19 protein-coding genes and 1 pseudogene are annotated in these 26,748 nt (G+C 64.1%); 9 read left to right on the top strand and 11 right to left on the bottom strand.

The annotated features are described in order from the left end of the window. Window positions 1-583: 583 nt before the first annotated feature. The 8 genes from tcuB to ACXAHG_RS15375 are packed head-to-tail and all read right to left on the bottom strand — an operon-like array spanning window position 584 to window position 13,844. Window positions 584-1,672 (bottom strand): tricarballylate utilization 4Fe-4S protein TcuB, encoded by a 1,089-nt coding sequence (gene tcuB / locus ACXAHG_RS15340; RefSeq protein WP_475058643.1) that lies wholly within the window; start codon window positions 1,670-1,672, stop codon window positions 584-586. Next, on the bottom strand, window positions 1,665-3,041 hold the full coding sequence (gene tcuA, locus ACXAHG_RS15345) for an FAD-dependent tricarballylate dehydrogenase TcuA (protein ID WP_475058645.1): 1,377 nt from the start codon (window positions 3,039-3,041) through the stop codon (window positions 1,665-1,667). Before tcuA ends, tcuB begins: the two co-directional genes overlap by 8 nt. An 8-nt stretch (window positions 3,042-3,049) precedes the next feature. After that, entirely contained in the window at window positions 3,050-4,714 is a 1,665-nt protein-coding gene (locus ACXAHG_RS15350; protein WP_475058647.1) for a thiamine pyrophosphate-binding protein, read from the bottom strand. Between the two features lie 3 nt (window positions 4,715-4,717). After that, window positions 4,718-7,129: an FAD-dependent oxidoreductase gene (locus ACXAHG_RS15355; RefSeq protein ID WP_475058649.1), complete on the bottom strand. Its 2,412-nt coding sequence runs from the start codon at window positions 7,127-7,129 to the stop codon at window positions 4,718-4,720. Continuing rightward, the gene (locus ACXAHG_RS15360) at window positions 7,122-9,527 is read right to left on the bottom strand and encodes a GcvT family protein (protein ID WP_475058651.1); all 2,406 of its coding nucleotides are present in this window, start codon (window positions 9,525-9,527) and stop codon (window positions 7,122-7,124) included. Before ACXAHG_RS15360 ends, ACXAHG_RS15355 begins: the two co-directional genes overlap by 8 nt. Then, the gene (locus ACXAHG_RS15365; protein ID WP_475058654.1) at window positions 9,524-10,819 is read right to left on the bottom strand and encodes an aspartate aminotransferase family protein; all 1,296 of its coding nucleotides are present in this window, start codon (window positions 10,817-10,819) and stop codon (window positions 9,524-9,526) included. Before ACXAHG_RS15365 ends, ACXAHG_RS15360 begins: the two co-directional genes overlap by 4 nt. After that, window positions 10,816-12,300, bottom strand: coding sequence for an aldehyde dehydrogenase family protein (locus tag ACXAHG_RS15370; RefSeq protein ID WP_475058657.1), 1,485 nt, complete (start codon window positions 12,298-12,300; stop codon window positions 10,816-10,818). The genes ACXAHG_RS15365 and ACXAHG_RS15370 overlap by 4 nt, the downstream gene beginning before the upstream one ends. After that, window positions 12,300-13,844: a trimethylamine methyltransferase family protein gene (locus ACXAHG_RS15375; RefSeq protein ID WP_475058659.1), complete on the bottom strand. Its 1,545-nt coding sequence runs from the start codon at window positions 13,842-13,844 to the stop codon at window positions 12,300-12,302. The genes ACXAHG_RS15370 and ACXAHG_RS15375 overlap by 1 nt, the downstream gene beginning before the upstream one ends. Before the next feature lie 108 nt (window positions 13,845-13,952). On the opposite strand from ACXAHG_RS15375, the gene ACXAHG_RS15380 reads away from it, so the two are divergent. Further along, entirely contained in the window at window positions 13,953-14,846 is an 894-nt protein-coding gene (locus ACXAHG_RS15380) for a LysR substrate-binding domain-containing protein (RefSeq protein ID WP_475058662.1), read from the top strand. Window positions 14,847-14,855: 9 nt separating this feature from the next. On the opposite strand, the gene ACXAHG_RS15385 is transcribed toward ACXAHG_RS15380, so the two are convergent. Then, the gene (locus tag ACXAHG_RS15385) at window positions 14,856-15,524 is read right to left on the bottom strand and encodes a GntR family transcriptional regulator (RefSeq protein WP_475058665.1); all 669 of its coding nucleotides are present in this window, start codon (window positions 15,522-15,524) and stop codon (window positions 14,856-14,858) included. 101 nt (window positions 15,525-15,625) lie between these two features. Continuing rightward, the gene (locus ACXAHG_RS15390; protein ID WP_475058667.1) at window positions 15,626-16,240 is read right to left on the bottom strand and encodes a helix-turn-helix domain-containing protein; all 615 of its coding nucleotides are present in this window, start codon (window positions 16,238-16,240) and stop codon (window positions 15,626-15,628) included. 173 nt (window positions 16,241-16,413) lie between these two features. Here ACXAHG_RS15390 and lpdA point away from each other — a divergent pair, with 173 nt between their 5' ends. The 8 genes from lpdA to ACXAHG_RS15430 all read left to right on the top strand — a co-directional run bounded on the left by lpdA (window position 16,414) and on the right by ACXAHG_RS15430 (window position 26,231). Then, window positions 16,414-17,796 carry a dihydrolipoyl dehydrogenase gene (gene lpdA / locus ACXAHG_RS15395; RefSeq protein WP_475045028.1) on the top strand — a complete coding sequence of 461 codons (1,383 nt, stop codon included), beginning with the start codon at window positions 16,414-16,416 and terminating at the stop codon, window positions 17,794-17,796. A gap of 18 nt (window positions 17,797-17,814) precedes the next feature. Next, entirely contained in the window at window positions 17,815-18,759 is a 945-nt protein-coding gene (gene lipA / locus ACXAHG_RS15400; RefSeq protein WP_475045029.1) for a lipoyl synthase, read from the top strand. Between the two features lie 25 nt (window positions 18,760-18,784). Continuing rightward, window positions 18,785-20,155 carry an alanine/glycine:cation symporter family protein gene (locus tag ACXAHG_RS15405; protein WP_475045031.1) on the top strand — a complete coding sequence of 457 codons (1,371 nt, stop codon included), beginning with the start codon at window positions 18,785-18,787 and terminating at the stop codon, window positions 20,153-20,155. Between the two features lie 68 nt (window positions 20,156-20,223). Further along, window positions 20,224-20,637, top strand: coding sequence for a universal stress protein (locus ACXAHG_RS15410; RefSeq protein WP_475058669.1), 414 nt, complete (start codon window positions 20,224-20,226; stop codon window positions 20,635-20,637). A 31-nt stretch (window positions 20,638-20,668) separates the two neighbouring features. After that, window positions 20,669-21,766: a glycine cleavage system aminomethyltransferase GcvT gene (gene gcvT, locus ACXAHG_RS15415; RefSeq protein WP_475058671.1), complete on the top strand. Its 1,098-nt coding sequence runs from the start codon at window positions 20,669-20,671 to the stop codon at window positions 21,764-21,766. A 21-nt stretch (window positions 21,767-21,787) separates the two neighbouring features. Beyond that, window positions 21,788-22,153 carry a glycine cleavage system protein GcvH gene (gcvH, locus tag ACXAHG_RS15420; RefSeq protein ID WP_475045035.1) on the top strand — a complete coding sequence of 122 codons (366 nt, stop codon included), beginning with the start codon at window positions 21,788-21,790 and terminating at the stop codon, window positions 22,151-22,153. A gap of 118 nt (window positions 22,154-22,271) precedes the next feature. Further along, the gene (gene gcvP, locus ACXAHG_RS15425) at window positions 22,272-25,124 is read left to right on the top strand and encodes an aminomethyl-transferring glycine dehydrogenase (RefSeq protein ID WP_475058674.1); all 2,853 of its coding nucleotides are present in this window, start codon (window positions 22,272-22,274) and stop codon (window positions 25,122-25,124) included. Between the two features lie 102 nt (window positions 25,125-25,226). Further along, window positions 25,227-26,231 carry a helix-turn-helix domain-containing protein gene (locus ACXAHG_RS15430; protein ID WP_475058676.1) on the top strand — a complete coding sequence of 335 codons (1,005 nt, stop codon included), beginning with the start codon at window positions 25,227-25,229 and terminating at the stop codon, window positions 26,229-26,231. 68 nt (window positions 26,232-26,299) lie between these two features. Here the strand turns inward: ACXAHG_RS15430 and ACXAHG_RS15435 are convergent. Further along, a pseudogene (locus tag ACXAHG_RS15435) lies at window positions 26,300-26,748 on the bottom strand (ABC transporter permease); the annotation flags it as partial.

The raw sequence follows: 26,748 nt of genomic DNA on the forward strand, positions 1-26,748 counted from the left end.
GGCGGCCCATTCGCGCCATCCTCCATAGCAGCGGCGCGGACCTGATACACTTTCGCCGCTTCGCCCTGTGCCAGGACCGCGGCGCGTCCGGCAGAACTCTTCTTTCCGCGGCTGGCAAATCGGGCCGGGCCGGTATCACGGGCTGGATATCTGGTGCCAATACGCGATCCGCCGAGGCAGCAGCTCCTTTCTATCCGCGCCGCCTTCAAAGCGTCCGGAGTGAGTGCAGCCGGCCGTTGCCCGGCAGCACACAACACTTGCCACGCTATCACCATGGCACCTTCAATTGCGATTTTCCGCACTCGCATTCAATACGCTGCTTGTTTTGGCAAGCCGTTAGCGGTCAACGGCCGCCGCTGGACGCGGGGCTTTGGGGTATCCCCTTCACTGCATCGCCGAATTCCGGGGCGCACAGCAGGCGTAAACCCGCCCCCAGGAAGGAATTGAACCCTCCTGCCGCGGTTGTGCTGATTTGTCAGGACCGGGCCGCACAACAGCCAATTCCGCGCGCAACCGGGCGATGGCTGCCACGGCGCCAGCTAACGAGGGAACTGCCGGGGCTGGAGCTAAGCCGCTCTGCAGCTCACTTCTTCTGTGCAGCATCCATGATCAGCGCCGTTAGCCGGAAAAAACCATGAGCCATCTTGGTATAGGGGGTCAGCAGGAAGAAGGTCAGCACCGCGCCCAAATGCATTGGCAGCAGGACCTCTGTCAGCGCAGTGCCCGCCGCAGCACAAAGCAGCAAACCGCTGAGCGAAACAAACCCCAGCAGCAGAATAAAGCCCATCTCCCCGGACCGCATCTGCTTGGCCCCAAGGTCCGGATCCGCCTTCAGCTTGAGCCGGGCCAGTCCGGCGCACCCCAGGACCAGCAGAATGCCGCCCGGCACCCCCAGCAGCTTGGGCAGGCTTAACAGGCCATAGGGTGCGGGCATGTCAAAAAGATAATGCATGATAGTGCCCGAAGCGGTCGCACCAAAGCACATCAAAAAGCCCCACATCACCGCCTGATGAGCAATGCGGCGGGCGTTGGAGAAACGGTCCTCATCCTCGAAATTGCAGCCCTGCCCCTGGCCGCCGGACAAGTCCTTCAGCCGGGCGGCGCGGTCCAATGCCTGACGTACGTGGGACAGGCGGACCCGCCCGCCGCCCACATGGCGCCAATAGCCGCGCAGAGAGGCAAACAGCACCAAGAGCGGCAGCACAAAAGCCGGCATAAAGATCGAGACCATCAGCCCGTGGCTCATCACTGCATAGAAGCCTTCACCGCTTTCGGGACGCAGGGTCTGGGCAGCCCAGAACAGCGCTGCAAATCCCAGCATCAGCGCCAGCACCAGCGCCGTACCGCTTCGCTGGAACAGCCGGGCCAAAGGACCGGGCCAGGCAAAGCGCTCCCAGCTTTCCGCACGCACCTCGGCCAGGATGCCGGGCAGGTTCAGGTCAAATTCATGCGGTTCGGTGTATTGGCAAGCATAGTAGCAGCCGCGGCAATTGTGGCAGAGATTGGCGAACTGGGTGATGTCTGCCTCGGCAAAACTGCGCTGGCGCATGATCGCGGGGAAGACCGAGCAATAGCCCTCGCAGTAGCGGCAGGCGTTGCAGATCTCGATCTGGCGGCGCGCCTCGCCGATGCGGGTCGAGGGTTTGCTGTCCATTTGGCTCTGATCAAACATGATTGGCGGCCTCCCGGCCTGCAATGCGGCCGAACACAGTGCCGATGGTCATGCCGAAGCCGGCCAGATAGCCTTGGCCCAGGATCGAGCCGGCCATGGTTTCTCCTGCGGCCCAGAGGTTTTCTACCGGGCCGCCCGCCCCTTGCACCTGGGCGGTGTCGTCCACCTTGAAGCCCAGGTAGGTAAAGGTCACGCCGGGACGCAATGAGTAGCCGTAGAACGGCGGTTCGGTGATCGGGCGGGCCCAATTGGTTTTCGGCGGCGTCACGCCTTCGGTCGCCAGCCCGTCCAGCTCGGCCGGGTGGAAATCGCCAGGACGGCAGCCCGCGTTGAAGACCTCGATGGTCTGGGTGAGCTTCTGCGGGTCCAGTCCCAGCTTGCCCGCCAGTTCCGGGATCGTGTCCGCGGTGACCGGCGGGAAGACCGAGGGCATGAACAGGTCCTTGGATTTCGCATCAATGATCGAATAGGCCACCTGCTCCGGCTCGGCTGCCACCAGCCGCCCCCAGATCGCATAGCGTTTGGGCCAGACGTCCTCGCCTTCGTTGTAGAAACGGTCGCCGTCCTTGTTCACCACCACCGAGAACGGCACGCAGTCCAGCCGGGTGACAATGCCGCCGTCGAATTTGGGCGCGCGCCCGTCAATGGCCACCGCGTGGCATTGGGTCGGATCGCCGATGGACTGCACCCCCTGCCCCAGCAGGTTAAACAGCACATCCCCGCGGTTATAGGGCGTGCCGCGGATCAGGAAGTTCTCCGCCTCAGGCCCCCAGGCCTCGACCAGCCGCTCGATATTGCCTTGGAAACCGCCAGAGGCCACCACCACCGCGGGCGGGCTGAGGCTGTGGCGCGCGCCGCCATGGGTGAAGTCGATCCGTGTGATCCGGTTGCCGTCCAGTTCGATATGGATAACCGGCGCCTCATAGAGCACTTCGACTCCCAAAGCCCCGGCAGTGCGGTAATACGCATTGACCAGCGCCTTGCCGCCGCCAAGAAAGAATGCGTTGGTGCGGCTCAGCGACAGCGTGCCGGAAAGTGAGGGCTGAAACCGCACGCCATGCGCCTCCATCCAGGGCTGGCTCTCCTGACTGCCGCGGATCGCCATGCGGGCTAGATGCTCGTCGGTCTTGCCCTTTGTTACCAGCAAGAGGTCGTTGAAATACTCGTCCTCATCATAGGTGCCCGTCAGCACCGACAAGGGACCGTCATGCATACAGCGGAAGTTGCGGGTGTGGCGGGAGTTGCCGCCGCGGTAGGGCTTGGGCGCGGCCTCCAGCATCAGCACGCGCTTGCCGGTCTCTGCCGCAGTGATCGCAGCGCAAAGGGCGGCATTGCCGCCGCCCACCACAACGATATCGGGATTGCTCATCATCTGGATTACTTTGGCGCCTTGAACAGGTCCTTGCGAAGGGTCATCAGCGCACCGGGGTCGATTTTACCCTGGATGATGGTGGTTTCCCCGCTCGCAAGAGCTGCCTCCAGCGCCGCCCCCATTTCACCGGGGCCATCGACCCAGATGCCATTGCCGCCGCACAGTTCGGCAAATTTGTCATAGCGCGGCGAGGTGATCTCAGCCCCCAGCAGGCGGCCGCCATAGAACTCCTGCTGATAAGCCTTTTCAGCCCCCCAGGCCTCGTTGTCCAAGACCACGATCACCACCGGCAGCTTGTGCTGAATGGCGGTCTGGATCTCGATCATGGTGTAGCCGACAGCGCCGTCGCCCATGATTGCCACCACCGGGCGCTCCGGTGCTGCAGCCTTGGCGCCGATGGCGGCGGCCAGGCCAAAACCGACCAGACCAAAATCCAGCGGCGTGATCAGGCTGAGGGGTTCATAATGGGCCAGCCGGTCGGCGGCCTGCAGGCAGGTGTTGCCGGTGTCCAGGGTGACGATAGCGTTCTCCGGCAACGCCGCGCGGATCTCGCCCAGTGCGCGGCGCGGGTGCATCGGCAGGGTGGCGATCTGCGCCTCTTCCTCGCGTTCCGCGGCGAGGCTTTCCATGTCTGCCTTGAAGGCCGCACGCCATTCGTCCGCCGTCGGCTTCGGTGCAGCTGCGGCCAGCGCCTCGGCTGTCAAACGGGCATCAGCCTGCACGGCGATTTCAGCCGGGAAGTAGCGTCCCACGGCGGAGCCGTCGATGTCCACATGGGCGATACGGGTATCGGCGCCGACATAATCGTTGCTGTGGAAGGTCGAATTGAAGCCAAGCCGCGCGCCCAGGACCACCATCACATCCGCTTCCTTGGTCAGACGGCTGGCAACCCGGTTGCCGCGCGGGCCGGCCTGACCTGCAAACCACGGGTGGCCGTGGCGCATCACATCGGCGTGGCCGGTCGAGGCCACCACGGGCACCTCTAGGGTTTCGGCCAGGGCAGTCAGCGCGTCGCGCCCCTTGCCCCATTTGAAGCCGCCGCCCGCAAAGATCACCGGGCGCTGTGCGTTCGACAGCAGGGTTGCGATGGCGCTGATGTCTTCCGGCGCCGCAGGTCCCGGGCGGGCGATGTTCACTGGCTTGGGGTCGATGGCAGGCACTTCGGCGGCGAACAGGTCGCGCGGAACATGCAGCACCATGGGGCCGCGGCGGCCCGAGTTTGCCAGCCGGATTGCGTCCTCCAGCATCGGCGCCAGGCGCGAAGGATCAGTCACCATGACCGAGCGTTTCGAGATCGGTGCAAACAACGCCACCTGGTCAACCTCCTGGAAAGTGTCCTTGCACTGGTCGGCACGGGTGATGGCACCGGCAATCACCACCAGCGGGGAATAGGCCAGCTGCGCCTCGGCCACGGCGGTCACGATATTGACGACCCCGGGACCTGCCTGCGCGCCCAGCACCACGCCGGGTTTGCCGGTCATGCGTGCCCAGGCATCTGCCATATGGCCCGCCGCGCGCTCATCCCGAGCACCGACATAGGCGATTTCGCCGCCTTCATACATCGCGTCGTAAAGTTCCAGCATCGAGCCGCCCAAGAGGCCGAACACGGTGTCGATGCCATTGGCTTGCAGCACACGGTAGACGGCCTCGCCGCCGTTGATCATGGTCATGTCTTAATCCTCGGATCGGGGCCGCAGGTTCTGCGGGTCAAAGATGGCGTCCTGGTGGACGGTCACGGGAATTTCACGGTTCAGGATCTGTACGGACAGGCCTTCACGCGGCGTGCCCTTGCGCACGAACAGCCAACCCAGAGACTTGCCAACGGTATAGCCGTAGCCGCCGGAAGTGGTCAGACCTACGGGCTGGCCATCCAGCAGCACTGGCTCTCCGCCGTGGATGTCTATCCCGTCCGCGTGAAGTTCCGCGTAGAACAGCTCCCACTCCGGATCGCGGGCCAGCAGGGTGTCCTTGCCAATGAAATCCCGCCCCTCTGCCACTACAAAGCGCTCCAGCCCCACATCCAACGGCCCCACATCGGTGGTCAGCTCTCCTGAGGCCCGGTAGGCCTTTTCCATCCGCATCCCGTTGAAGGCATAAGAGCCCAGATCGGTCAAACCGTGTTTATCCCCGGCGGCAAACAGCGCGTCGTAAAGCTCGCCCATACGATCCAGCGGCGCGTGCAGCTCCCAGCCAAGTTCGCCCACAAACGAGACCCTTAGAGCGTAGCAGGGGATGCCGGCCACGGTGATCTCCTGCCCGGAAAGCCAAGGGAACGCATTGTTCGTGAGATCGGCCTCCGTCAGCTCCGCCAGGATCCGGCGCGCGGCCGGGCCGGAGAGCGCCAGCATGCCCCAGTCGTACGTGCGATTGATCATCTGCACGTCTTCGCCGTCACGGATGTGCGATTTGATCCAGTCGAAATCCGGGTTGCAGCGGGCAATGGGCGAGCCGGTGAAATAGCGATCCTCAGCCATGCGCCAGATGGTGATCTCCGTCTCGAACCGGCCTTTCTCTGTCAGCAGGTGGTTGAGGCTCATCCGCCCGTCGCGCGCGGGGATCTTGTTGGCCGACAGCCGGTCCAGCAACGCGCCTGCATCCTTGCCGGTAATCTCGAACTGGGCAAAGGCGCAGAGGTCGATGACGCCCGCGGTCTCCCGCGTCGCCTTGGCCTCGGCCATAGCATTGACATGCCAGTGCTGGTGGCCCCAGCCGATCTGCTCTACTTCGCCAACCTCGCCGAAATAGCGCGGGCGTTCCCAGCCTGCGACCTCACCGAACACCGCGCCCTTGGCTGCCAGCCGGTCGTACAGCACATGCCGGTTCAACGGGCGCAAAGACTCGAACTGCTTACCGGGGCACGGGGTATCATGTCGCCGCATGAACTCGTCCTTGGTGCGCTCGACGATGAAATGATCGGTTGAGAAATTGCCATAGCGGCGCGGGTCCATGCCGCGGGTGTTGATCGGGGTTTCGCCGTACACCATCCAGTCGGCCAGCACCTTGCCCGCACCGCCGCCCCAGGCGAGGCCGATGGACGACCCGCAGGACAGCCAGACATTGGGTGCACCCGACGGCCCCACCAGCATACCGCCATCGGGCGTATGGGTGATGGCACCGCGCACCACGCGCTTGATGCCCAGTTCCGCCAGCACCGGCATTTTGTCAAACGCCACCATCAGAAAGTCGCCGATGGAGTCGTAATCCGCCTCAAACAGCTCATTCTCCGCAGCCCAGGGCGCACCCTGCGGCATTTCCCAGACGGTGGGGCAGACGTGGCCCTCGTAGATGCCGATGAGGCCAGATTTCTGCTCCTGCCGGATATAGCCGCCATAAGCGTTGTCGCGCATGACAGGCAGTTCGGGGCGGTCCATGAACTCGGGCACGGTATCCGTCACAAGATAGTGGTGCAGGCAGGAAACCGAGGGGATCTTGAGACCGAACCATTCGCCGACCTGGTTGGCGTAGGAGCCCGCGGCGATCACCACATGTTCGGCCAGCACATCGCCCTTTTCCGTGCGCAGCAGCCACATACCGCCCTTGCGCGAGGCGCCCAGCACCTGATTTCGGCGTTCTATCTTCGCCCCCCGCGCCCGGGTGGCGGCGGCCAGCGCCATTGTCACTGAAGACGGGTCGATATGGCCGTCCTCAAAGGTCTGCACCGCCGCCTTGACGTCGTCCACCTTGTAGAAGGGGTTCACGCGGGTCACCTCTTCCGGGCCAACCAGCTCCATCGGCAGGTCCAAGAGCTTGCCGACGCCCATGATCGACTTCATCCAGTCGACTTCGTCATCGGTGGTCGCGATCCGGAAACCGCCGACCTCATGCCAGCCGATGCTCTGGCCGGTTTCCTTTTCGACCCTCTTATAAGTCTCGATCGAGGTTTTGTTGATCCAGCCCGCCAAGCGGCTGCCCACTGCATGGGCGATCTGCCCTGCCGCGTGCCAGGTGGAACCGGAGGTCAGCTCCGCCTTCTCAAACAGGATGGTGTCGGTCCAGCCGTTCTCCGCCAACTGGAATTGGGCGGCCACGCCCATGATGCCGCCGCCGATGATGGCGACCTGCGTGCTGCGGGGGATGTCAGTCATGTGCAAACGCCTCTTTGGCGGATTTCAGTGACGCCTTGGCGCCATAGCGGGTGCAGGCGATTTCGACTTCGAAGCCGGGGACAACGGTGTCTTTGGCAAGCTGGTCCAGCGGCGCGTCGACCATCGCCAGCGCGACAGACCGTCCGTATTTGTAGCTCCAGGCCGCCGAGGTGATCTGGCCGACAACTTTGCCATCGAAGTAAACCGGCTCGTCATGGATCGGGAGCGCCTCCGGATCGTCAAACAGGATCGAGACAATGCGACGCTCCTGGGCGTGCTCTTTCAGCGCCTCTTCTCCCACAAACCCGGTACCAAAGGCGCAGAAGCTGCCCAGGCCTGCTTCCTGCGGCGTGGTGCCGGGGCTGAGCTCATGGCCAAAGGCCCGGAAACCGCTTTCGATCCGCAAAGATCCGCTGGCAAACAGCCCGGCATGGCTCGCGCCGGCTGCCACCAAGGCCTCATAGGCCGCCATCGCCATGTCGGCAGGGATATAAAGCTCATAGCCCTCCTCGCCGGTGAAGCTGAGGCGCCCGGCCCAGCCGCGGGCCAGGCCGATCTCCACGGGGCCAAACTGAAAGCGTTTCAGATCCGGCACCGGGCTGTTCGAGGTGGCTTGCAGCACCTCGCGCGCCTTGGCTCCGGCCAGACCGATGATCGCATAACCGCTGGTCACATCGGTGAATTCCACGTGAAACGCGCCTTTGGTCTCGCGCATCCGCTTGAGGTCACGCACAACTTCGCCCGCACCCACGATCATCAGATAAGTGCCTGGCCCGTGCCGCTGCACCGTGATGTCGCTTTCGACGCCACCCTTTTGGTTCAGGATCTGGGTATAGGCGATCCGGCCATCGGGTATGTCCATCTGTGCCGCGCATAGATGGTTGAGGAACGCGCAGGCGTCCGGCCCCTGCACCATGATCTTGCCAAAGGCACTTTGGTCCAGGATCGCGGCGCCGGTGCGGCAGGCCTGCACCTCTTTGCCGACCTGTTCACGCCAGGCCGGCGCGCCGAAGGTCAGCGGCAGATGCGCGTCTTCACCGCCGAAATGCACCGCACGCTCCCAGCCGCCGCGGGACTCAAAACGTGCTCCTGCGGCCACCAGGCCGGCATGGATGGGCGAGCGGCGCTGGCCCCGTGCGGTCTCCATCGAGCGGCCCGGGAAGGGGTTGTCGTAATGGCGGCCCAGCACCTCGGGAATGCGGGCCTCCAGCGCGCCCAGCACGTTCATTTCCGGGCTGAAGCGGCGGATGTCGGCCTCGTTCAGCTCCATCGTTGGCTCACCGGCGATGATCCATTCCGCCATCGCCTTGCCCGCGCCGCCGGCCAGCGCGATGCCGGTGGAGTTCATGCCCCCCATCAGGAACAGCCCCGGCACCTCGGGGCTTTCACCCAGCATGAACTGACTGTCGAGGGTGAAGCTTTCGGGGCCATTGAGCAGCATCCGCACCTCGGCCTTTTCCAGTGCCGGGATGCGCCGCAGCGCGTTTTCCATCATCGGCATGAAGTGGTCCCAGTCCTCGTCCAGCAGATCAAACGAGAAATCCTTGGGCAGCCGGTCCAGGGGCAACCCCTTGGCGTGCGGTTCAAAACAGCCGACCAGCAGCCCCTCCACATCGTCACGGGCATAGAGGAAGGCGTCCTGATCGTTCAGCGTCGGCAGATGCGCGCCCTTGCCCAGCGCCTGCACCTCCTGCAAGGGTTTGGTCAGGATGTAGAAATGCTCGCAGGCGTACAGCGGCATATGGGCACCCGCCATGGCGGCGACTTCACGGGACCAGAGGCCGCAGGCAATGACCACCTCATCGGCCTCGATCAGATGCTCGCCCACCTCGACGCCGGAGATCCGCCCGCCTTTCTTCTGCAGGCCGGTGACAGCAGTGTCCTCAAAGATCTGCACACCGCGCGCCCTTGCGCCCTTGGACAGTGCCAGCGCAACGTCAGAGGGGTTCACGCGGCCATCGGCAGGCGACCAGACCGCGCCGATCACGTCGTCGGTTTCGATCAGCGGCCACAGCTCCTTGGCACGTTTGGCATCCACCACCTCGGCCTCCAGCCCGAAGGCACGGCCCAAGCTGACCTGACGTTTGATGTTGGTCAGCCGGTCCTGATTGGTGGCCAGCGTCAGGGAGCCGGTCTGGGTCCAGCCGGTGGCCTGGCCGGTTTCCACTTCTAGCTCGCCATAAAGGTCGATCGAGTGGTTGATCAGCTTGGTCAGCGTCGCCGAGGGCCGCAGGCGGCGCACCAGCCCGGCGGCGTGCCAGGTGGTTCCGGAGGTCAGCTTGGAACGTTCCAGCACCACGATATCCTTCCGCCCTTCGCGGGCCAGGTGATAGGCGATGGAACAGCCGATGACGCCGCCGCCGATAATGACGGTGCGGGCGTGGGAGGGGAGGCTCATTGAAGTACTCCGTCACGGATGAGCGCGGAAATGGTGCCGCGGAATTGCTCCACGGCCTCGTCGATCAGGTCAGGCGTATGCGGCAGGCCGGTGACGCAGGAGGTGAAAGACATGAAGTCCACGCCGCGCTCCAGCAGCCCGTCGCGCAGCCCCTTGACAACGGCAGGCGGGGTCTTGCGGATGGCGGCGGCGTCCAGCCCGTCGATTGAGGTACCGCCGAAGTAGAGATGGCAGGTTGAGCTGTCGCCATAGGCCAGCGCCTGCACCTCCTGCTCGCGGAACACCGCGTTGAAGCCATCGCGCAGCCGGGCGGCCATGGCATCGGCATGGGCCTGCACATCGCCGGTGGAGAGGATCTCCATCGCCTTGATCGCACCTGCCGCCACCATGGGGGCTGCGTTGAAGGTGCCCTTGTGGCTGACCGGCGGTGACAGGCCGTCGCAGGTTTCAGCAGGGCTCAGCAGGTCCATGATCTCTGCCTTGCCGACAACCGCGCCGCCCGGCAGCCCGCCGGTCACGACCTTGGCCAGGGTGGTCAGATCCGGCACCACGCCGTCGCGGGCCTGGCGTCCGCCGGGCGACCAGCGCAGGCCGGTGATCACCTCGTCAAAGATCAGCACATGGCCGCTTTGATCCGCCAGCGCGCGGATACCCTGCAGGAAGCCTTTGGGCAGCGGCACCGAGCCGTAGTTGGCGCCCGAAGCCTCGACAAACACCGTGCCGATCTGCGGATCACTGTCCAGCAGCGCGGCGATGGCCTCCAAATCCGGCGGCGCCACCACGGTCAGATCGCTGATGGCCTGCGGTACCCCAAGCGAGGGCGCGGTATTGATGCCGGGCTTGGCGCCCTTGATCAGCATGTCGTGCCAGCCATGGAAATGCCCGTCGATGCGCAGCACTTTGTCCCGGCGAGAATGCGCCCGGCCCAGCCGCAATGCCAGCATGGTGGACTCGGTGCCCGACCCGGTAAAGCGCACCCGCTCCGCCGAAGGGAACAGGCGGTTCAGCCATTCGGCCCATTCCACCTCCAGCGGGTGGCAATCGCCGGTATAGGGCATCTGCTGCATCTGGGCAGCTACGGCCTCAGCCACCGCAGGATGTGCATGGCCCAGGATCTGACTGGCGGCACCCAGCTTGAAGTCGATGTAGCGCTTGCCGTCCGCATCCCATTTCTCAGCCCCCTTGGCGCGGGTGAAATAGACCGGATGCGGGGTCTTGTAGCGCAGCTCGTGGCTGACCCCGCCCGGCATGACACGGCGCGCGCGTTCAGCGAGGGATTGGCTGGTGTTCATGCCCGCTCCTGGTGGTTCAAGCTGTGGTTCAAAACGATGGATTTGAGGGCGCAATAGGCGCTGAGGCCCGCGAGCCCCTTTTCACGCCCGATGCCGCTGTCCTTGACGCCGCCAAAGGGAATGGTGTCGCCGCCCTTGAGGAAGCCGTTCACAAACACCTGCCCCGCCTCCGCCTTGCGGGCAAAGCGCATGGCCTGGGTGGTATCGGCGGTATAGATCCCGGCGACGAGGCCAAAGGCCGTGCCGTTTGCCAGCTCCAGCGCCTCTTCAGGCGATTGGCAGGTCTGGGTCACCAGCACCGGGCCAAAGACCTCCTGCCGGGCGATCTCGGCGTCAGCCGGGACTGCCGCGAAAATCGTTGGCGCGAAAAAATTGCCAGCTGACAACTTTTCCGGGAAATTGCGCCGGCCGCCGGTGACGCAGGTCAAACCTTTGGCCTTGGCGCGGTCGACAAACCCTTGCACCCGCTCCAGCTGGCCTGCGGAGATCAGCGGGCCAAGGTCCGGGTCGTCAAGCCCGTGGCCCAAGGTCATGGCTTCGGCCTTGGCGGCGACCTTATCAACCAGCGCATCATGCACGGTAGACTCGCAGATCAGCCGGGCGCCTGCGGCACAGACCTGGCCTGCGTTGAAGAAGATGCCACGCGCCACGTCTTCGGCTGCGGCATCCAGATCGGCATCCGCCAGCACAACAACCGGGGACTTGCCGCCCAACTCCAACGTGGTTCCGGCAACAGGCTTGGAGGCGGACTGCATGATCTTGCGCCCGGTCGCGGTGGAGCCGGTAAAGGTCACATGCGCAACATCCTTGTGGCTGGCCAGCGCTTCCCCGATTTCGCCTGCGCCGGTTACAACATTGAACACCCCGGCAGGCAGACCCGCCTCAGATGCCAGCTCGGCGGTCAAGATGGTTGTGAGCGGCGTCAGCTCCGAGGGTTTGGCAACAACCGAGGCGCCTGCGGCCAGGGCTGGAGCTGCCCCACGTGCAAGTGTTGAGATCGGGTAATTCCACGGCAGTATATGCGCCGTCACCCCCACCGGCTCCAACACCGTAAAGGCGGTTTGCTCCGGACCCAGCGGGATGCTCTCGCCATTCAATTTGTCGCAGGCGCCGGCATAGAAACGGAAGTAATCCGCCGCCCGGCCTACGTCGCGTTTTGCCTGGCTGATGGGTTTGCCTGCATTCAGGCTCTCAACGGCTGCCAGCCTGTCCGCGTGTTTTTCCAGCAGCTCAGCCAGCTGGAGCAGAACCCCGGCCCGGTCTGCCGGAGGTGTATCAGCCCAGCGCGGCAGCGCCGCCTTGGCGCTGGCAACGGCCTGATCTACCTGGCCTGTCGCCGCATCCTGGCATTCGGCAAAGGCACGGCCCAGTGCAGGGTCAATCAGGCTGCGTGCGGCACCCGACCCTGCCTGACCTGCGCCGTCAATCCAGCAATGCGGGATGCGGTCAAGCTGCCGGGGGTAAAGCGGATGATCCAGCATCACGCCCGCCCGATCTGCCGGCGGCTGAGGCAGATGTTGAAACGCGCGCGCAGCTCCAGGTCCTTGCCATCCGCGATATGGCCAGGGAAGTGGCCGGCCAGCAATTCCCGCGCCTTGTCCTTGGCGGCATCGCCGATGGGGCGCGAGCCCTGCTCTTCCCATTCCCGCGGGGTCTGGCGGTCGCCGAAATGCGGGTAGAAATAATCCGACTTCATCCGGCTGAAGGTGTGGCGGTGGCCCAGATAATGCCCCTCGCCGCGGCAAACCTCGGCAATCACCTCTGCACCGATGTTTTCGGCGTTCACCTCCACCCCGCGCAAGGTCCGAAGAATGTTGCCGATCATATCATTGTCGACCACATAGGCCTCCAGCGAAACGCCCAGCAGGCTCGCCTGCATACCGCAAGCCTGGGTAATGAGGTTGGATCCGGCATGGGCGGCCGAGGACACCGCCAGGTTCTTCTCGCTGCCGTATTGCGCATCCAGGGTCTTGGAATCGGTGATGCCAGCAATCGAGGTGACCGGCAGGTTGTAGAAGCGGCCCATCTGCGCTGCCGCCGCCATCAGGATCGCCTGCTCGCCGCCGCCCGCACACATCGAGCCGGTACGCAGATCGGCAATCAGCGGCTTGGCGCCATAGATTGCCGCAACATTCGGATCCACCAGCCGGGCAAAGACCAGCCCGGCAATGGTCTCCGCCACCGCCTGCACCAGCGAGCCTGCAATGGTCGCCGGGCTGGTGGCACCCGCCTGGCCCGCCGAGATCAGCTGCACTGGGAAGCCTGCCAGCACCGCCGCCTCCAGCGTGTCCAGCGCCTCTTCGGCAAAGCGCATCGGCGGCACCACGTGGCAGACCATCACGGTCAGAAAGGGCCGTGCGCGGAAAGCTTCCTCGGAGCCGGCCAGCGCATAGCACATATCCGCCAGCTGCTGCACATTCTCAGGCTCGGAGACCGACACCGACACGTGCTTGGAGGTGCCCATCAGGCAGGCATAGGCGGTGTTCAGGTCCATATCCGCCACATTTTCGATGTCGCGGGCGACAACCGAGCGGCTGAAATGGTGAATGTTTTCCATCGCATCGCAAATGCGCGCGGCATCGTAGAGGTCTTGCAGCGTGCCGTCCCGGTAGCGGCCGTCTTCGATGTCAAAAACCCCGGGCGCACCGCCGCCGGAACTCATGTGGACGCGCTTGCCGGACAGGTCCAGATCATGGCGCGGGTCCTGGCCATAGAGCACCACATCGCGGCGGGCTTCCTCGACGGTTTTCAGAACCAGATCGCGCGGGAACAGAAGGCGCTCGTCTTCGGTATAGCTGCCGCCTGCCGCGCAGACCTTCTCGATCATCGAAGGCGTTGCCTGACTCAGCCCCAGCGTTTCCAGGAGCGACAGCACCGCCTCGTTGACCGCGGCCTCATCCGCCTCGCTCAGGGGCCGGAACCGGCCGCCCTCGATACCGCCCCAGACCGGCGGGTTGTCCTCTGCCGGTGCGCTTTCGGCTTCGATCCGGGCTTCCCTGCCGCGGCGGCGCGATCTTGCAGCCATGATGTTCCCCTGACGGACTTCCTTTGCGCGAAGGCTACGCAGCCGCCGCCCGCGGCACAAAAACAAGTTTCTCTTGCTACCGATGAGAAAAACTCATTTAACTTTCGCATGGCCAATCTACCCTCCCTCCCCGCATTGCGCGCCTTCGAAGCCGCTGCCCGGCTTGGCAGCTTCCGCGCCGCGGCGGAGGCGATCAACGTGTCGCCCACCGCGGTCAGCCATCACATCCGCGGGCTGGAGGCCTATCTGAATATCCAGCTGTTCACCCGCGATGGCCGCCAGGTGCATCTGACAGACGAAGGCGCGCGGCTGGCTGATGGCGCCGCCAAGGCGTTCCGGATCCTGGAGGCTACGGTGGATTCCGTGGCCCGCTGGCCAGAGAAGACTACGGTACGTATTGCCCTCGGCCCCAGCTTTGCCACCCGCTGGCTGCTGCCGCGCTTTGCCGATTTCTGCGCCAAGTTTCCGGATGTGGAACTGAAACTGGTACAGACCCCGCTGCTGGTCTCGCCGCAGAATGTGGATGCGGATATCTTCATCACCTGGGGCGACGGCCGCTTTCCCGGCATGATCTCGGAGCCGCTGGTCAGCGTGCTGTCTGCGCCCGTCGCCAGCCCGGCGCTGCTGCAGCGGCTGGGGCCGCCGCAGTCGCCTGCGGACCTCGCAAATTATCCTCTGATCCACCAGCGCGACACCCTGGGCTGGAATGCCTGGTTCCTGGAGGCCGGTGTCAGCCTGAACGGTCCTCTGCCGGGGCCGGTCATTGAAGACACCAACGTCGTGCTGCAGGCCGCCGCCGCCGGCCAGGGCATCGTGATGGGGTGGATCCCGCTGATCGACACCGATCTGGAGAGCGGGGTTCTGGTGCAGCTGTTCGATACCGCCGTCAGCGAAAACCGCGCTTACTACCTGGTGCGGCCCGAAACCGGCCCGAATGAAAACATCACCGGCGCCATTTGCGATTGGCTGCTGGCACAGACATCCAGGGCGTCAGCCGCCTGACCTGAGATTTCAGCGCCGGGCCAGCACCGGAAAATGCGCCAGCAGCGAGGCCTTGGCCGCCTGAATATGGGTGCGGGTCAAGTCAGCCGCCCGGGCGGCATCGCCGTCTTCACAGGCGGCAAGGATCTCCAGGTGCTCGCGCTCGGCCCGCTCCATGCCGTCGCTCATCACCAGTTGCGCCCGGATGTAGCGGTCAATGCGGTCCATCGCGCCGCGGGCCGACTCCCGGAAGAACGTGAGCGCGCTGGCACTGTAGAGCGCGTCATGGAATTCCCGGTTCAGAACACCCCACTCCATCGGATTGCGGCAGCTGGCAAAGGCCTCGCAATTGAGCCGCGCCTGCGCCAGCAGCTCCGGCCCCATCCGCGGCACCGCATCACGGATGATTTCCGGCTCCAGCAGGACACGGAATTCAAAGATCTCCGCCGCCTCATCCGCCGACAGACCGGCCACCACCGCGCCTTTGAACCGCTGCGTCTTGACCAGACCGTATTCCTCCAGCCGCGAGATCGCCTCGCGCACCGGAATACGGCTGGTCTTGAACCGGCGCGCGATTTCCTCCTGCCGCAGCGGCTCGCCCTCCTCCAGGCGGCCGTCGATGATCGCCTGGCGCAGGGCTTCGAACACCGCGGCCGAGGCCGAAGCGGCTTTGGAGATATCGACCGGGTCCAGATTCATTGCGCAGGTCTCCTTTCAGACAGGTCTATAAAAACCTGGCCGGCCGGAAAAGCGGATTGGATACGAAATGCGGCAAGCAGGCAAACCGGCCACAGGCCCGGCTAGACTTCCAGTGAGACCCACAGCACCTTGGCATCTTCCGCGCTGACCGACACGCAGCCGTGGCCCATGCCGCTGTCGTAATAGACGGAATCCCCCGGCCCCATGCGCAGCGGCCGGTAGTGCTCGGTATAAAGGATCAGTTCGCCGCTCAGCACAAACATGAACTCCTCGCCGCGGTGGCGGACCCAATTGTCGAACTCGGTCACGTCACGCGCCTTGATGGTGCTGATGTAAGGCACCATGCGCTTGCTGGTCAGCTCGCTGCACAGAAGCTCATGATCATAGGTCGAGGTTTCCTTGTGCTCGCCCAGGCCGGTGCGGGTAAAGTCGCGCCGCCCGGTCACGCCGCTTTGCCCCGACTGCACGAACAGCTGCGGCGTTTCCAGTTCCAGCGTCTGCATCAGGCGGCGGATGATCTCGAAACTGGGACGGGTCTGGTTGTTCTCGATCTTCGACAAAGTGGAGCGCCCGATGGCCGCAGCCCTGGCCGCTTCCTCCAGCGTCAGGCCCTTCTCCTTGCGGGCGTCGCGAATCATTTTTCCAAGGATTTCGCCGTCCGGAGCCTCCATGGCCTCGGGACCCAGCCCTGTTTCCTCTGAGGGAATTGGTTCCATTTGCGTGAATTCTCCTGTGCTGAAAACAGCTTAGCTTTGATGTATCTGCGGGTCAAAATTTCCATCACAGTACTTTTTGTTTGCAAGAGGGAAAAAGTTTCCTATAGGAGACGCAACGTCGTATACGGCAGCATACGTGCCGGTCCTGGACCGCATTTCGGAGGAGAAACCAAATGAGCGCTTATGATCTGATCGTGATTGGGGCTGGACCGGGCGGTTATGTCGCAGCAATCCGGGCTTCGCAGCTGGGCCTGAAGGTTGCTTGCGTCGAAGGCCGCGGCTCTTTGGGCGGCACCTGCCTCAACGTTGGCTGCATTCCCTCCAAGGCCCTGCTGACCTCCTCGGGCAAATATGCCGAACTCTCCCATCTCTCCTCGCATGGCATTTCGGCCGGGGAGGTCAGCCTGGACCTGGGCGCGCTGATGGCGCGCAAGGACAAGATTGTCAGCGACCTGACCAAAGGCATCGCCTTCCTGTTCAAGAAGAACGGCGTCGACCACATCGAAGGCTGGGCCAGCATTCCGGCGCCCGGCCAGGTGCAGGTGGGCGGTGAAACCTACACTGCAAAGAACATCCTCATCGCCACCGGTTCGGAACCCGCCACCCTCCCCGGCGTGGAGATCGACGAGGTGGACGTGCTGAGCAGCACCGGTGCGCTGGCTCTTGAAGCCGCGCCAGAGCATCTGGTGGTGATCGGCGCCGGCGTGATCGGGCTTGAACTTGGTCAGGTCTGGTCACGCCTCGGCTCCAAGGTGACGGTTGTGGAATACCTCGACCGCATCCTGCCCGGTATCGACGGCGAGATTGCCAAGCTGTCCCAGCGCGCACTCAGCAAACGCGGGCTGAAGTTCCAGCTGGGCCGTGCGCTGAAGACCATTGAGAAGGGCGAGAACGGCCTGACCCTGACCCTCGACCGTGTCGGCAAGGACAAGGAAGAGCAGATTGAGGCCGACAAGGTGCTGGTCGCCATCGGCCGCCGCCCGGTGACGAAGGGCCTGGGCCTGGAAGAGCTCGGCGTCTCCATCAACCCCCGCGGCTTTATCGAGGTGGACGAAACCTTCCAAACCTCTGTCCCCGGCATCTTTGCCATCGGCGACTGCGTGCCCGGCCCGATGCTGGCACACAAGGCCGAGGAAGACGGCGTGGCTTGCGTGGAGATCATGGCGGGCGAGCACGGCCATGTGGACTACAACACTGTCCCCGGCGTGGTTTACACCGACCCTGAAGTTGCCTCTGTCGGTTTGACCGAAGAAGCGCTGAAAGAAGCGGGCACCGATTACATCTCTGGCAAGTTTGCGTTCATGGCAAACTCCCGCGCCCGCTCGATTGGCGAAACCGACGGCGCCGTCAAAGTGCTGGCCAGCCCTGAGGGCAAAATCCTCGGCGCCCATATCTGCGGCGCGCATGGCGGTGATTTAATTGCAGAATTGGTGCTTGCGATGACCAAAGGTGCTACTATCGAGGAGGTTGCACGGACCTGTCACGCGCATCCTGCTATGGGGGAGGCGGTGAAAGAAGCCTGCCTTGATGCGCTTGGCCGTGCCATCCACGCCTGATCTGGAGGGAGCTGCCAGATGACGATTCAGCTAAGACCCCGCCACCCGGAAAAAGCCCACAAGGCCGACAGCGCCATCCCGCGCAAACCCCGGTGGATCCGCAAGAAGAAGATCGAAAGCGCGGAGTATTACGAGACCCGCAAGCTGATGCGGGAGCATGATCTGGCGACCGTCTGTGAAGAGGCCGCCTGCCCCAACATCGGCGAATGCTGGTCCAAGCGCCACGCCACCATGATGATCATGGGCGAGGTCTGCACCCGCGGCTGTTCCTTCTGCAACGTGACCACCGGCAGGCCGGACACGCTGGACGCGTTTGAGCCGGGCCGGGTTGCGGCGGCGGTCAAGAAACTGGGCCTGCGCCATGTGGTGATCACCTCCGTGGACCGGGACGACCTGGAGGACGGCGGCGCCGGGCACATCGCCCAGACGATCCGCGCCACCCGCCACCAGAACCCCGGCACCACCATCGAAGTGCTGACCCCGGACTTCCTGGGCAAGGGCGCGGCGGCGGACGCGGTGTTCGAAGCCGCACCGGATGTTTTCAACCACAACCTGGAAACCGTGCCGCGGCTTTACCCGCGTGTGCGCCCCGGCGCGCGCTACTACACCTCTCTGCGGCTGCTGGACGACGCCAAGCGCGCCAACCCGCAGCTGTTCACAAAATCCGGCATCATGGTCGGCCTGGGCGAGACTCTGGACGACGTGCGCCAGGTGATGGATGATCTGCGCGCCGCACAGGTCGATTTCCTGACCGTGGGCCAATACCTGCAGCCCACCCCCAAACATCACCCGATCGACCGTTTCTGGTCGCCGGAAGAATTCGCGCAGCTGGAACAGATCGCCCGCTCGAAGGGCTTTTTACACGTGTCGGCCACACCGCTGACCCGTTCTTCGTTCCACGCGGACGAGGATTTTGCCGCCCTGAAAGAGGCCCGTCAGATGGCCTTGGCAAAGGGCATTTAACCTTAACGCAAGCGGGAGGAGACCCATGGAAGCGTTAAATTCAATCGTAGGAGCCATCAATGGCGTAGTATGGGGGCCGCTGATGCTGGTCCTCATTCTGGGCGTTGGCTTCTTTCTTCAGGTCGGCTTGAAGTTCATGCCGATCCTGAAGATCGGCACCGGCTTCAGCCTGTTGTTCAAGGGCCGTGAAGGCCAAGGCGATGGCCAGATCAGCCCGTTCAACGCGCTGATGACCTCGCTGTCGGCCACTATCGGTACCGGCAACATCGCGGGTGTGGCGACCGCGGTCTTCCTCGGCGGCCCCGGCGCGCTGTTCTGGATGTGGATGACCGCGCTGGTCGGCATGGCCACCAAATATGCCGAAGCCGTCTGTGCGGTGAAATACCGTGAGAAAGACGAGTTGGGCAACTATGTCGGCGGCCCGATGTACTATATCAAGAACGGCCTGGATGCGAAATGGGCCTGGCTGGGCTTTGCATTTGCGTTGTTCGGCGCAGTTGCGGCCTTTGGCATCGGCAACGGTGTGCAGGCCAACGGTGTGGCGCAGGTTCTGGAATCGAACTTCGGCGTGAACACTTCGGTCACCGGCGTGATCCTGATGGTTCTGACCGCCGCCGTGATCCTGGGCGGCATCACCCGCATCGGTGCGGTTGCCGGTAAGCTGGTTCCGTTCATGGCAATTGCCTACATCATCGCAGGCCTTCTGGTACTGCTGCTGAACCTCGGCAACATCGGCAACGCACTGTCGCTGGTCTTCACCTATGCCTTCACCCCCTCCGCGGCCGAAGGCGGCTTTGCCGGTGCGGCAGTCTGGGCGGCGATCCGCTTTGGTGTGGCACGCGGCGTGTTCTCGAACGAAGCGGGCCTGGGTTCCGCTCCGATCGCCCACGCAGCGGCTGAGACCAAAGGTCCGGTCAACCAGGGCCTGATCGCGATGCTGGGCACCTTCATCGACACCATCATCGTGTGCTCGATCACCGGCCTGGCAATCATCTCCTCCGGTGCATGGACCTCCGGCGAATCCGGCGCGGCGCTGACCTCGCTGGCGTTTGAGACCACCCTGCCCGGCATCGGCGGCTCGCTGATCGCGGTTGCCCTGTCGATCTTTGCCTTCACCACCATCCTGGGCTGGTCCTTCTACGGCGAGAAATGCGTCGAGTTCCTGCTGGGTGTGAAGTCGCTGATCCCCTACCGCGTATTGTGGATCGTAATGATCTACTTTGGCGCCACTGCGGACCTGGGCTTCATCTGGCTGCTGGCGGACACGCTGAACGCTATGATGGCCATTCCGAACCTGATCGCCCTGGCCCTGCTGAGCCCGATCGTCTTCAAACTGACGAAAGAGTTCTTTGCCACCGGCGGCAAATCGGAAGAAGCTGGCACCGCAGCTGAATAACCATCGACGGGGGGCCGTCACGGCCCCCCGCTCCTGACACAGAATTCCACATCTCGAGGAGACCGCTGATGGCTACCAAAATCCTGCTTCCGATCGACCACACCGATCAGAACTCCTGGAAGAAAGCGCTGCCCGTTGCGCTGGAACAGGCCAAGTTCTACGGCGCCGAACTGCATGCCGTTTCGGTTATTCCCGAGATCGTCCAGCTGCCCAACCTGCCCGCGGGCTATGGCTCCGGCGCCAAGGCCCATGTGCAGGGCGCGGTCGAGGCCATCCTGGCCCAGAACGCCGCCGCAGATGTGCCGGTGCAGATCGCCGAAGGCAGCGTCTACCGCGAAATCCTGAAACTTGCCCACAAGGACGGCTATGACATGATCATCATGGCCTCCGCCGAAGGTGAGTTCCCGAACTATGAGATCGGCCCGAACCTGGCCCGCGTCGTGCGCAACGCGCATTGCACGGTCATGGTTGTCCGCGGCTGAACCTGCAATTTACTCAGAAGGGACATCCGTCATGACCGACGCACCCAAACGCACCCCGCTTTACGACCTGCACGTCGAACTTGGCGGCAAGATGGTCGACTTCGCCGGCTGGGAAATGCCGGTCCAGTATCCCATGGGCATCATGGGCGAGCACAAGCAGTGCCGCGAGAAGGCAGCGCTGTTTGATGTCTCCCACATGGGCCAGGTGATCCTGCGCGGCGACAACGTGGGCGAGAAGCTGGAAACGCTCTGCCCGCAAGCCTATGCGACCCTGAAAGAGGGCAAGGCCCGCTACGGCTTCTTCACCAACGAAGACGGCGGCATCATGGACGATTTGATCGTTTCCAACGCCGGCGATCATTATTTCGTGGTGGTGAACGCCGCGCTGCGCCACCAGGACATCCCGCATATGCAGGCCAACCTGGACGGCATTGAGGTGACAGAGATCTTCGACCGCGCGCTGGTGGCCGTGCAGGGCCCCAAGGCCGAGGACGTTGTCGGCGAACTCTGCCCCGCAGCCCGTGAGCTGAAGTTCATGGAAACCGCCCTGGCAGACATCGGCGGCGTCGAATGCCGCATCTCGCGCCTCGGCTACACCGGCGAGGACGGCTACGAGATCTCGATCCCGGAAGCGGACGCCATCCGCGTCTCCAAACTGTTCCTGGCCCATGACGACTGCGAACCCGCAGGCCTCGGCGCCCGCGACAGCCTGCGCCTGGAGGCCGGTCTCTGCCTCTATGGCAACGACATCGACCAGTCGACCTCGCCGATCGAGGCGTCGCTCTCCTGGGCGATCCAGAAACGCCGCAAGGAAGACGGCGGCTTCCCCGGTGCCGCCCGTGTCCAGAAAGAACTGGCCGAAGGCGCTGCCAAAAAGCTGGTCGGCATCAAGCCCGAAGGCCGCGCCCCGGCCCGCCAGGGTGTGGAAATCCAATGCGCGGAAGGCAATACTATCGGTGCCATCACATCCGGCAGCTTCGGCCCCACCGTCGGCGGCCCCGTTGCAATGGGTTATGTCTCGGCAGGCCACGGCGAGCCGGGCGAGAAAGTGAACCTCATCATCCGCGGCAAGGCGCAGCCGGCTGAAATCGTTGCCCTGCCCTTCGTCACCCAGAACTACAAACGCTAAGACATCATCAGGAGAGTCAAAATGGCCACCTATTACTCCGAAGACCACGAGTGGATCACCGTTGAAGGCGACACCGCCACCCTGGGCATCACCCAGCACGCTGCCGACCAGCTGGGCGAAGTAGTCTTCGTCGAGCAGCGCGAAGCCGGCGACGAGTTCGAAAAAGGCGGCGAGATCGGCGTCATCGAGTCGGTGAAAGCAGCCTCCGAGATTTACGCGCCGCTGGACGGCGAAGTGATCGAAGCCAACGAAGCCCTGGCCGACAACCCCGGCGCCCTGAACGAAAGCCCGGAAGGCGACGCCTGGATCTACAAGATCAAGATCGCAGACGCCTCCCAGCTGGACGATCTGATGGACCTGGACGGCTACAAGGCCCTGATCGGCTAAATCTCCTGCGGATCCGCCGCACTCCGCCCGGATCCGCTCTTCATCTGGCTAAAAATATCCCCGCCGGAGGCTCCCGCACTTCCGGCCGGGCGTGACCTTCAAACAGGAGCGCTTGTAAATGGCCTTCAAACTTACCGATTACGAAGCCTATGACTTCGCCAACCGGCGCCACATCGGCCCGTCTCCGCAGGAGATGGCCGACATGCTGCAGGTGATCGGCTTCAAAACCCTGGACGAGCTGATCGATGCCACCGTGCCGCCCGCCATCCGCCAGAAAGAGGCGCTGGACTGGGGCCCGGCAATGACCGAGCGCGACGCGCTTTTCCACATGAAAGAAGTGGCGTCCAAGAACAAGGTGCTGACCTCGCTGATCGGCCAGGGCTATTACGGCACCACCACCCCGGCGCCGATTCTGCGCAACATCCTGGAAAACCCCGCCTGGTACACCGCCTATACCCCCTACCAGCCGGAAATCTCCCAGGGCCGTCTTGAAGCGCTTCTGAACTTCCAGACTATGGTCAGCGACCTCACCGGCCTGGACATCGCCAACGCGTCGCTGCTGGACGAAGCCACCGCCGCTGCCGAAGCCATGGCAATGGCGCACCGCGGTTCGCGGTCCAAGGCGAACAACGCCGCCTTCTTCGTCGACAAGAACTGCCACCCGCAGACCGTCGCCGTGATCCAGACCCGCGCCGAGCCCCTGGGCATCGACGTTGTGGTTGCCGATCCCGATGATCTGGACCCGGGCGCGGTCTTTGGCGCCATCTTCCAGTACCCGGGCACCTACGGCCACGTGCGCGACTTCACCGCGGAAATCGCAGCCATCCACGAGCACAAGGGCATCGCCGTTGTTGCGGCTGACATCCTGGCGCTGGCCCTGCTGAAATCGCCCGGCGAAATGGGCGCTGACATTGCCATCGGCTCCACCCAGCGATTTGGCGTTCCGATGGGCTACGGCGGCCCGCACGCGGCCTATATGGCGACCACCGACAAGCTGAAGCGCGCCATGCCTGGCCGTATCATCGGTGTGTCGGTTGATGCCCGCGGCAACAAGGCTTACCGCCTGGCGCTGCAGACCCGCGAACAGCACATTCGCCGCGAGAAAGCCAACTCCAACGTCTGCACCGCGCAGGCGCTGCTGGCGGTCATCGCGTCCATGTATGCGGTCTACCACGGCCCCGACGGCATCAAGGCGATTGCCCAGTCGGTGCACCGCAAGACCTCGCGCCTGGCCGCAGGCCTGGAAGAGCACGGCTTCAAGGTGCAGCCGGAAGTCTTCTTCGACACCATCACCGTCGAAGTCGGCCCGCTGCAGAAAACCGTCATGGAAGCGGCCGTTGCCCGCGGCGTGAACCTGCGCAAGATCGGCGAAGCCCATGTCGGCATCTCGCTGGACGAGCAGACCCGGCCAGAGACCATCGAAGCCGTCTGGGGTGCCTTCGGCATCACCAAGAAAGACGACAGCGTTGCCAACCGCGCCTACCGCCTGCCCGACTATGCGCTGCGTGAAAGCGAGTATCTGACCCACCCGATCTTCCACAAGAACCGGGCCGAGGCTGAGATCACCCGCTACATGCGCCGCCTCGCCGACCGCGACCTGGCGCTGGACCGTGCGATGATCCCGCTGGGGTCCTGCACCATGAAGCTGAACGCGACCATCGAAATGATCCCGGTCACCTGGCCGGAATTCGGCAACCTGCACCCCTTCTGTCCGGAAGACCAGGCGCGGGGCTACCACCAGATGATCGACGATCTGAACGACAAGCTCTGCCAGATCACCGGCTATGACGCGATCTCCCAGCAGCCGAACTCCGGCGCGCAGGGCGAATACGCGGGTCTGCTGACGATCCGCAACTACCATGCATCGCGCGGCGACGCGCACCGCAACATCTGCCTGATCCCGACCTCCGCGCACGGCACCAACCCGGCGTCGGCACAGATGGTGGGCTACAAGGTGGTTCCGGTTAAATCGGACGACAGCGGCAACATCGACGTCGCCGACTTCCGCGCTAAGGCCGAAGAGCATTCGGCAAACCTCGCGGCCTGCATGATCACCTACCCGTCGACCCACGGCGTGTTCGAGGAAACCGTGCAGGAAGTCTGCCAGATCACCCACGATCACGGCGGCCAGGTCTATATCGACGGCGCCAACATGAACGCCATGGTGGGCCTTGCCCAGCCCGGCAAGATCGGCGGCGACGTCTCGCACCTGAACCTGCACAAGACCTTCTGCATCCCGCATGGCGGCGGCGGCCCCGGCATGGGTCCGATCGGCGTTAAGGCGCACCTGGCTGAGCACCTGCCGGGCCACCCGGAATACGGCACTGCTGTTGGTCCGGTTTCGGCAGCTCCGTTCGGTTCGCCCTCGATCCTGCCAGTGTCTTGGGCCTATTGCCTGCTGATGGGCGGCTCCGGCCTGACCCAGGCGACCAAGGTTGCGATCCTGAACGCCAACTACATCGCTGCGCGCCTGAAGGATGGCTACAAGATCCTCTACACCTCGGAAACGGGCCGTGTTGCGCATGAGTGCATCCTGGACACCCGTCCGCTGGCCGATGAAGGCAACGTCACCGTCGACGACATCGCCAAGCGCCTGGTCGACTCGGGCTTCCACGCTCCGACCATGTCCTGGCCGGTGGCAGGCACGCTGATGGTGGAGCCGACCGAATCCGAACCCAAGGACGAGCTGGACCGCTTCTGCGACGCCATGCTCTCGATCCGCTCGGAGGCGCAGGACATCATCGACGGCAAAATCGACGCCGACAACAACCCGCTCAAGCACGCTCCGCACACGGTGCGCGACCTGGTCGGCGAATGGGACCGCCCCTACTCGCGCGAACAGGCCTGCTTCCCGCCGGGCAACCTCGGTGTCGACAAATACTGGCCGGCCGTGAACCGGGTCGACAACGCCTATGGCGACCGTCACCTGATCTGCACCTGCCCGCCGATGTCGGACTACGAAGAAGACTAAGCCTGAGTTTCAGGCCGCCTGCCCTGCCGGCACGTCCGGCGGGGCATTCCGCAGCGCCCCCGCGCAGCTGCCCCCCGCATGACCCGCTCAGAGGAGAGAATGATGTCCCGTCTCGACCCGCTGACCGTGCCAGCTTCACAGCACTCCGCTGACAGCGCGGCACAGGCCCGCTTCCACGATGTCGAAGTCATTCTGCCGCAGACGGATTCTCCGGCCGCTGCGCAGATGATCTGCGAAGTCTTCCGCGCCGCTAACGACCTGTTTCCCGACAGCGGCTACCGCACCGCCGTACGCAATCTCGCGTCCCAAATGCGTGCAGCCCCCGCAGGCTGGAAGCCGCAAACGGTCATTTTCCTTGGTGGTATTTCCAGCCGCTGGCCGCTGAATTCCGGCGAGAAGGCCAGCCTGCAGCGGATCTGCCGCCAGGCGCAGCGCTGCCTGTTTGCCGGCAGCGCCATTTTCCTGCTGCCGGAAACGGGCCTCAACGCCGCGGCAGAAACCGCGGTGCATTCGAACTTTGCCGCCGCCGCGGAGGAAGAGCAGCTGGCCTGCGCCCCCGCCGGCACGCTTACCACCTCCTCCGGCCGGATCAGCACGGCGATCAGCAGCTTTGCCGCCCTGCGCCTGCTGGCCGGCTTCCTGCGCGCCGACCGCGGACCCTTCATTGCCGATGCCGTTTGCGACTATCTGGGCCTCGCCTTCGGCCCCGCGTCCGAACAATCGAAGGTCTCCCTGCAGCTGCGCCAGACCGCCGGCGGCGACGCGCTGGTGGTCAAGATCCTCGATCTGATGCAGCAGAACCTGGAAGAGCCGTTGCTGATCCGGGATATTGCCCAGCAGGCCGGCGTTTCTCCGCGCAAGCTGGAGCGCCGCTTTCAGCAAAAAGCCCGCACCAGCCCGCTGACCGCCTACCGCAAGCTGCGGATTGAAAAAGCCCGACAGCTCTTGCTGCACACCACCCTGCCCCTGGCTGAGATCGTCGCCGCCACCGGCTTCGGCTCCCGCAGCAATCTGACCGAATGGTTCAAGCGCGAATACAAGACCAGCCCGCAGGCTTTTCGCAAACAGTATTACACTGACCGGAACCCCGCCGGCTCATTTGCCTGACGCTTGCCCAGCTGCCCCAATTGAAAAAGGCGGCCGTTGGGCCGCCTTTTGTGTTTTCAGCTTGGGTGTCAGTTGCCTGAGCCGTCCTCGCCGTCGCCCGACAAGGCACCCGGGTCGAAGACGTTGCCGAAGCCCGAGCTGTTGCCCTGGCCGCTGCCTTGGGGCTGCTGCTCCGTCGCTTCCCCGCCCTCTTCGCCTGAGAGGTTGCCCGGGTTGAAGACGCCGCCGAAGCCGGAGTTGTTGCCCGAAGGCTGGGTGGCCTCCGGCGCGGTTCCGCCCTGCTGCTCCTGCTGCTGCTGGCGGCGCAGCTCGCGCTGGCGGCGCAGCTCCTGGATGCGCTCCTCGGTCTCCAGGCGCTTTTGCTCCTGCACGTCGGCGATACATTGCTGCGGGCTGTAGACCGAGGCGGTGCCGACCACCGCCACCGTGGCGCAGGCGACAACCACCAGGCCCACCGCCGCCGCGTTGGAGCTGAGGAAACCGGGCAGCCGCAGCTTGCCGCTCTCCAGCTCTTCCA

It is taken from the genome of Leisingera sp. ABD4_442 (assembly GCF_056160905.1).

Bases quoted from the DNA above. Each gene is read 5' to 3' on its own strand.
- tcuB (WP_475058643.1), bottom strand. From the start codon at position 1,672: ATGTTTGATCAGAGCCAAATGGACAGCAAACCCTCGACCCGCATCGGC.
- tcuA (WP_475058645.1), bottom strand. From the start codon at position 3,041: ATGAGCAATCCCGATATCGTTGTGGTGGGCGGCGGCAATGCCGCCCTT.
- ACXAHG_RS15350 (WP_475058647.1), bottom strand. From the start codon at position 4,714: ATGACCATGATCAACGGCGGCGAGGCCGTCTACCGTGTGCTGCAAGCC.
- ACXAHG_RS15355 (WP_475058649.1), bottom strand. From the start codon at position 7,129: ATGACTGACATCCCCCGCAGCACGCAGGTCGCCATCATCGGCGGCGGC.
- ACXAHG_RS15360 (WP_475058651.1), bottom strand. From the start codon at position 9,527: ATGAGCCTCCCCTCCCACGCCCGCACCGTCATTATCGGCGGCGGCGTC.
- ACXAHG_RS15365 (WP_475058654.1), bottom strand. From the start codon at position 10,819: ATGAACACCAGCCAATCCCTCGCTGAACGCGCGCGCCGTGTCATGCCG.
- ACXAHG_RS15370 (WP_475058657.1), bottom strand. From the start codon at position 12,300: ATGCTGGATCATCCGCTTTACCCCCGGCAGCTTGACCGCATCCCGCAT.
- ACXAHG_RS15375 (WP_475058659.1), bottom strand. From the start codon at position 13,844: ATGGCTGCAAGATCGCGCCGCCGCGGCAGGGAAGCCCGGATCGAAGCC.
- ACXAHG_RS15380 (WP_475058662.1), top strand. From the start codon at position 13,953: ATGGCCAATCTACCCTCCCTCCCCGCATTGCGCGCCTTCGAAGCCGCT.
- ACXAHG_RS15385 (WP_475058665.1), bottom strand. From the start codon at position 15,524: ATGAATCTGGACCCGGTCGATATCTCCAAAGCCGCTTCGGCCTCGGCC.
- ACXAHG_RS15390 (WP_475058667.1), bottom strand. From the start codon at position 16,240: ATGGAACCAATTCCCTCAGAGGAAACAGGGCTGGGTCCCGAGGCCATG.
- lpdA (WP_475045028.1), top strand. From the start codon at position 16,414: ATGAGCGCTTATGATCTGATCGTGATTGGGGCTGGACCGGGCGGTTAT.
- lipA (WP_475045029.1), top strand. From the start codon at position 17,815: ATGACGATTCAGCTAAGACCCCGCCACCCGGAAAAAGCCCACAAGGCC.
- ACXAHG_RS15405 (WP_475045031.1), top strand. From the start codon at position 18,785: ATGGAAGCGTTAAATTCAATCGTAGGAGCCATCAATGGCGTAGTATGG.
- ACXAHG_RS15410 (WP_475058669.1), top strand. From the start codon at position 20,224: ATGGCTACCAAAATCCTGCTTCCGATCGACCACACCGATCAGAACTCC.
- gcvT (WP_475058671.1), top strand. From the start codon at position 20,669: ATGACCGACGCACCCAAACGCACCCCGCTTTACGACCTGCACGTCGAA.
- gcvH (WP_475045035.1), top strand. From the start codon at position 21,788: ATGGCCACCTATTACTCCGAAGACCACGAGTGGATCACCGTTGAAGGC.
- gcvP (WP_475058674.1), top strand. From the start codon at position 22,272: ATGGCCTTCAAACTTACCGATTACGAAGCCTATGACTTCGCCAACCGG.
- ACXAHG_RS15430 (WP_475058676.1), top strand. From the start codon at position 25,227: ATGTCCCGTCTCGACCCGCTGACCGTGCCAGCTTCACAGCACTCCGCT.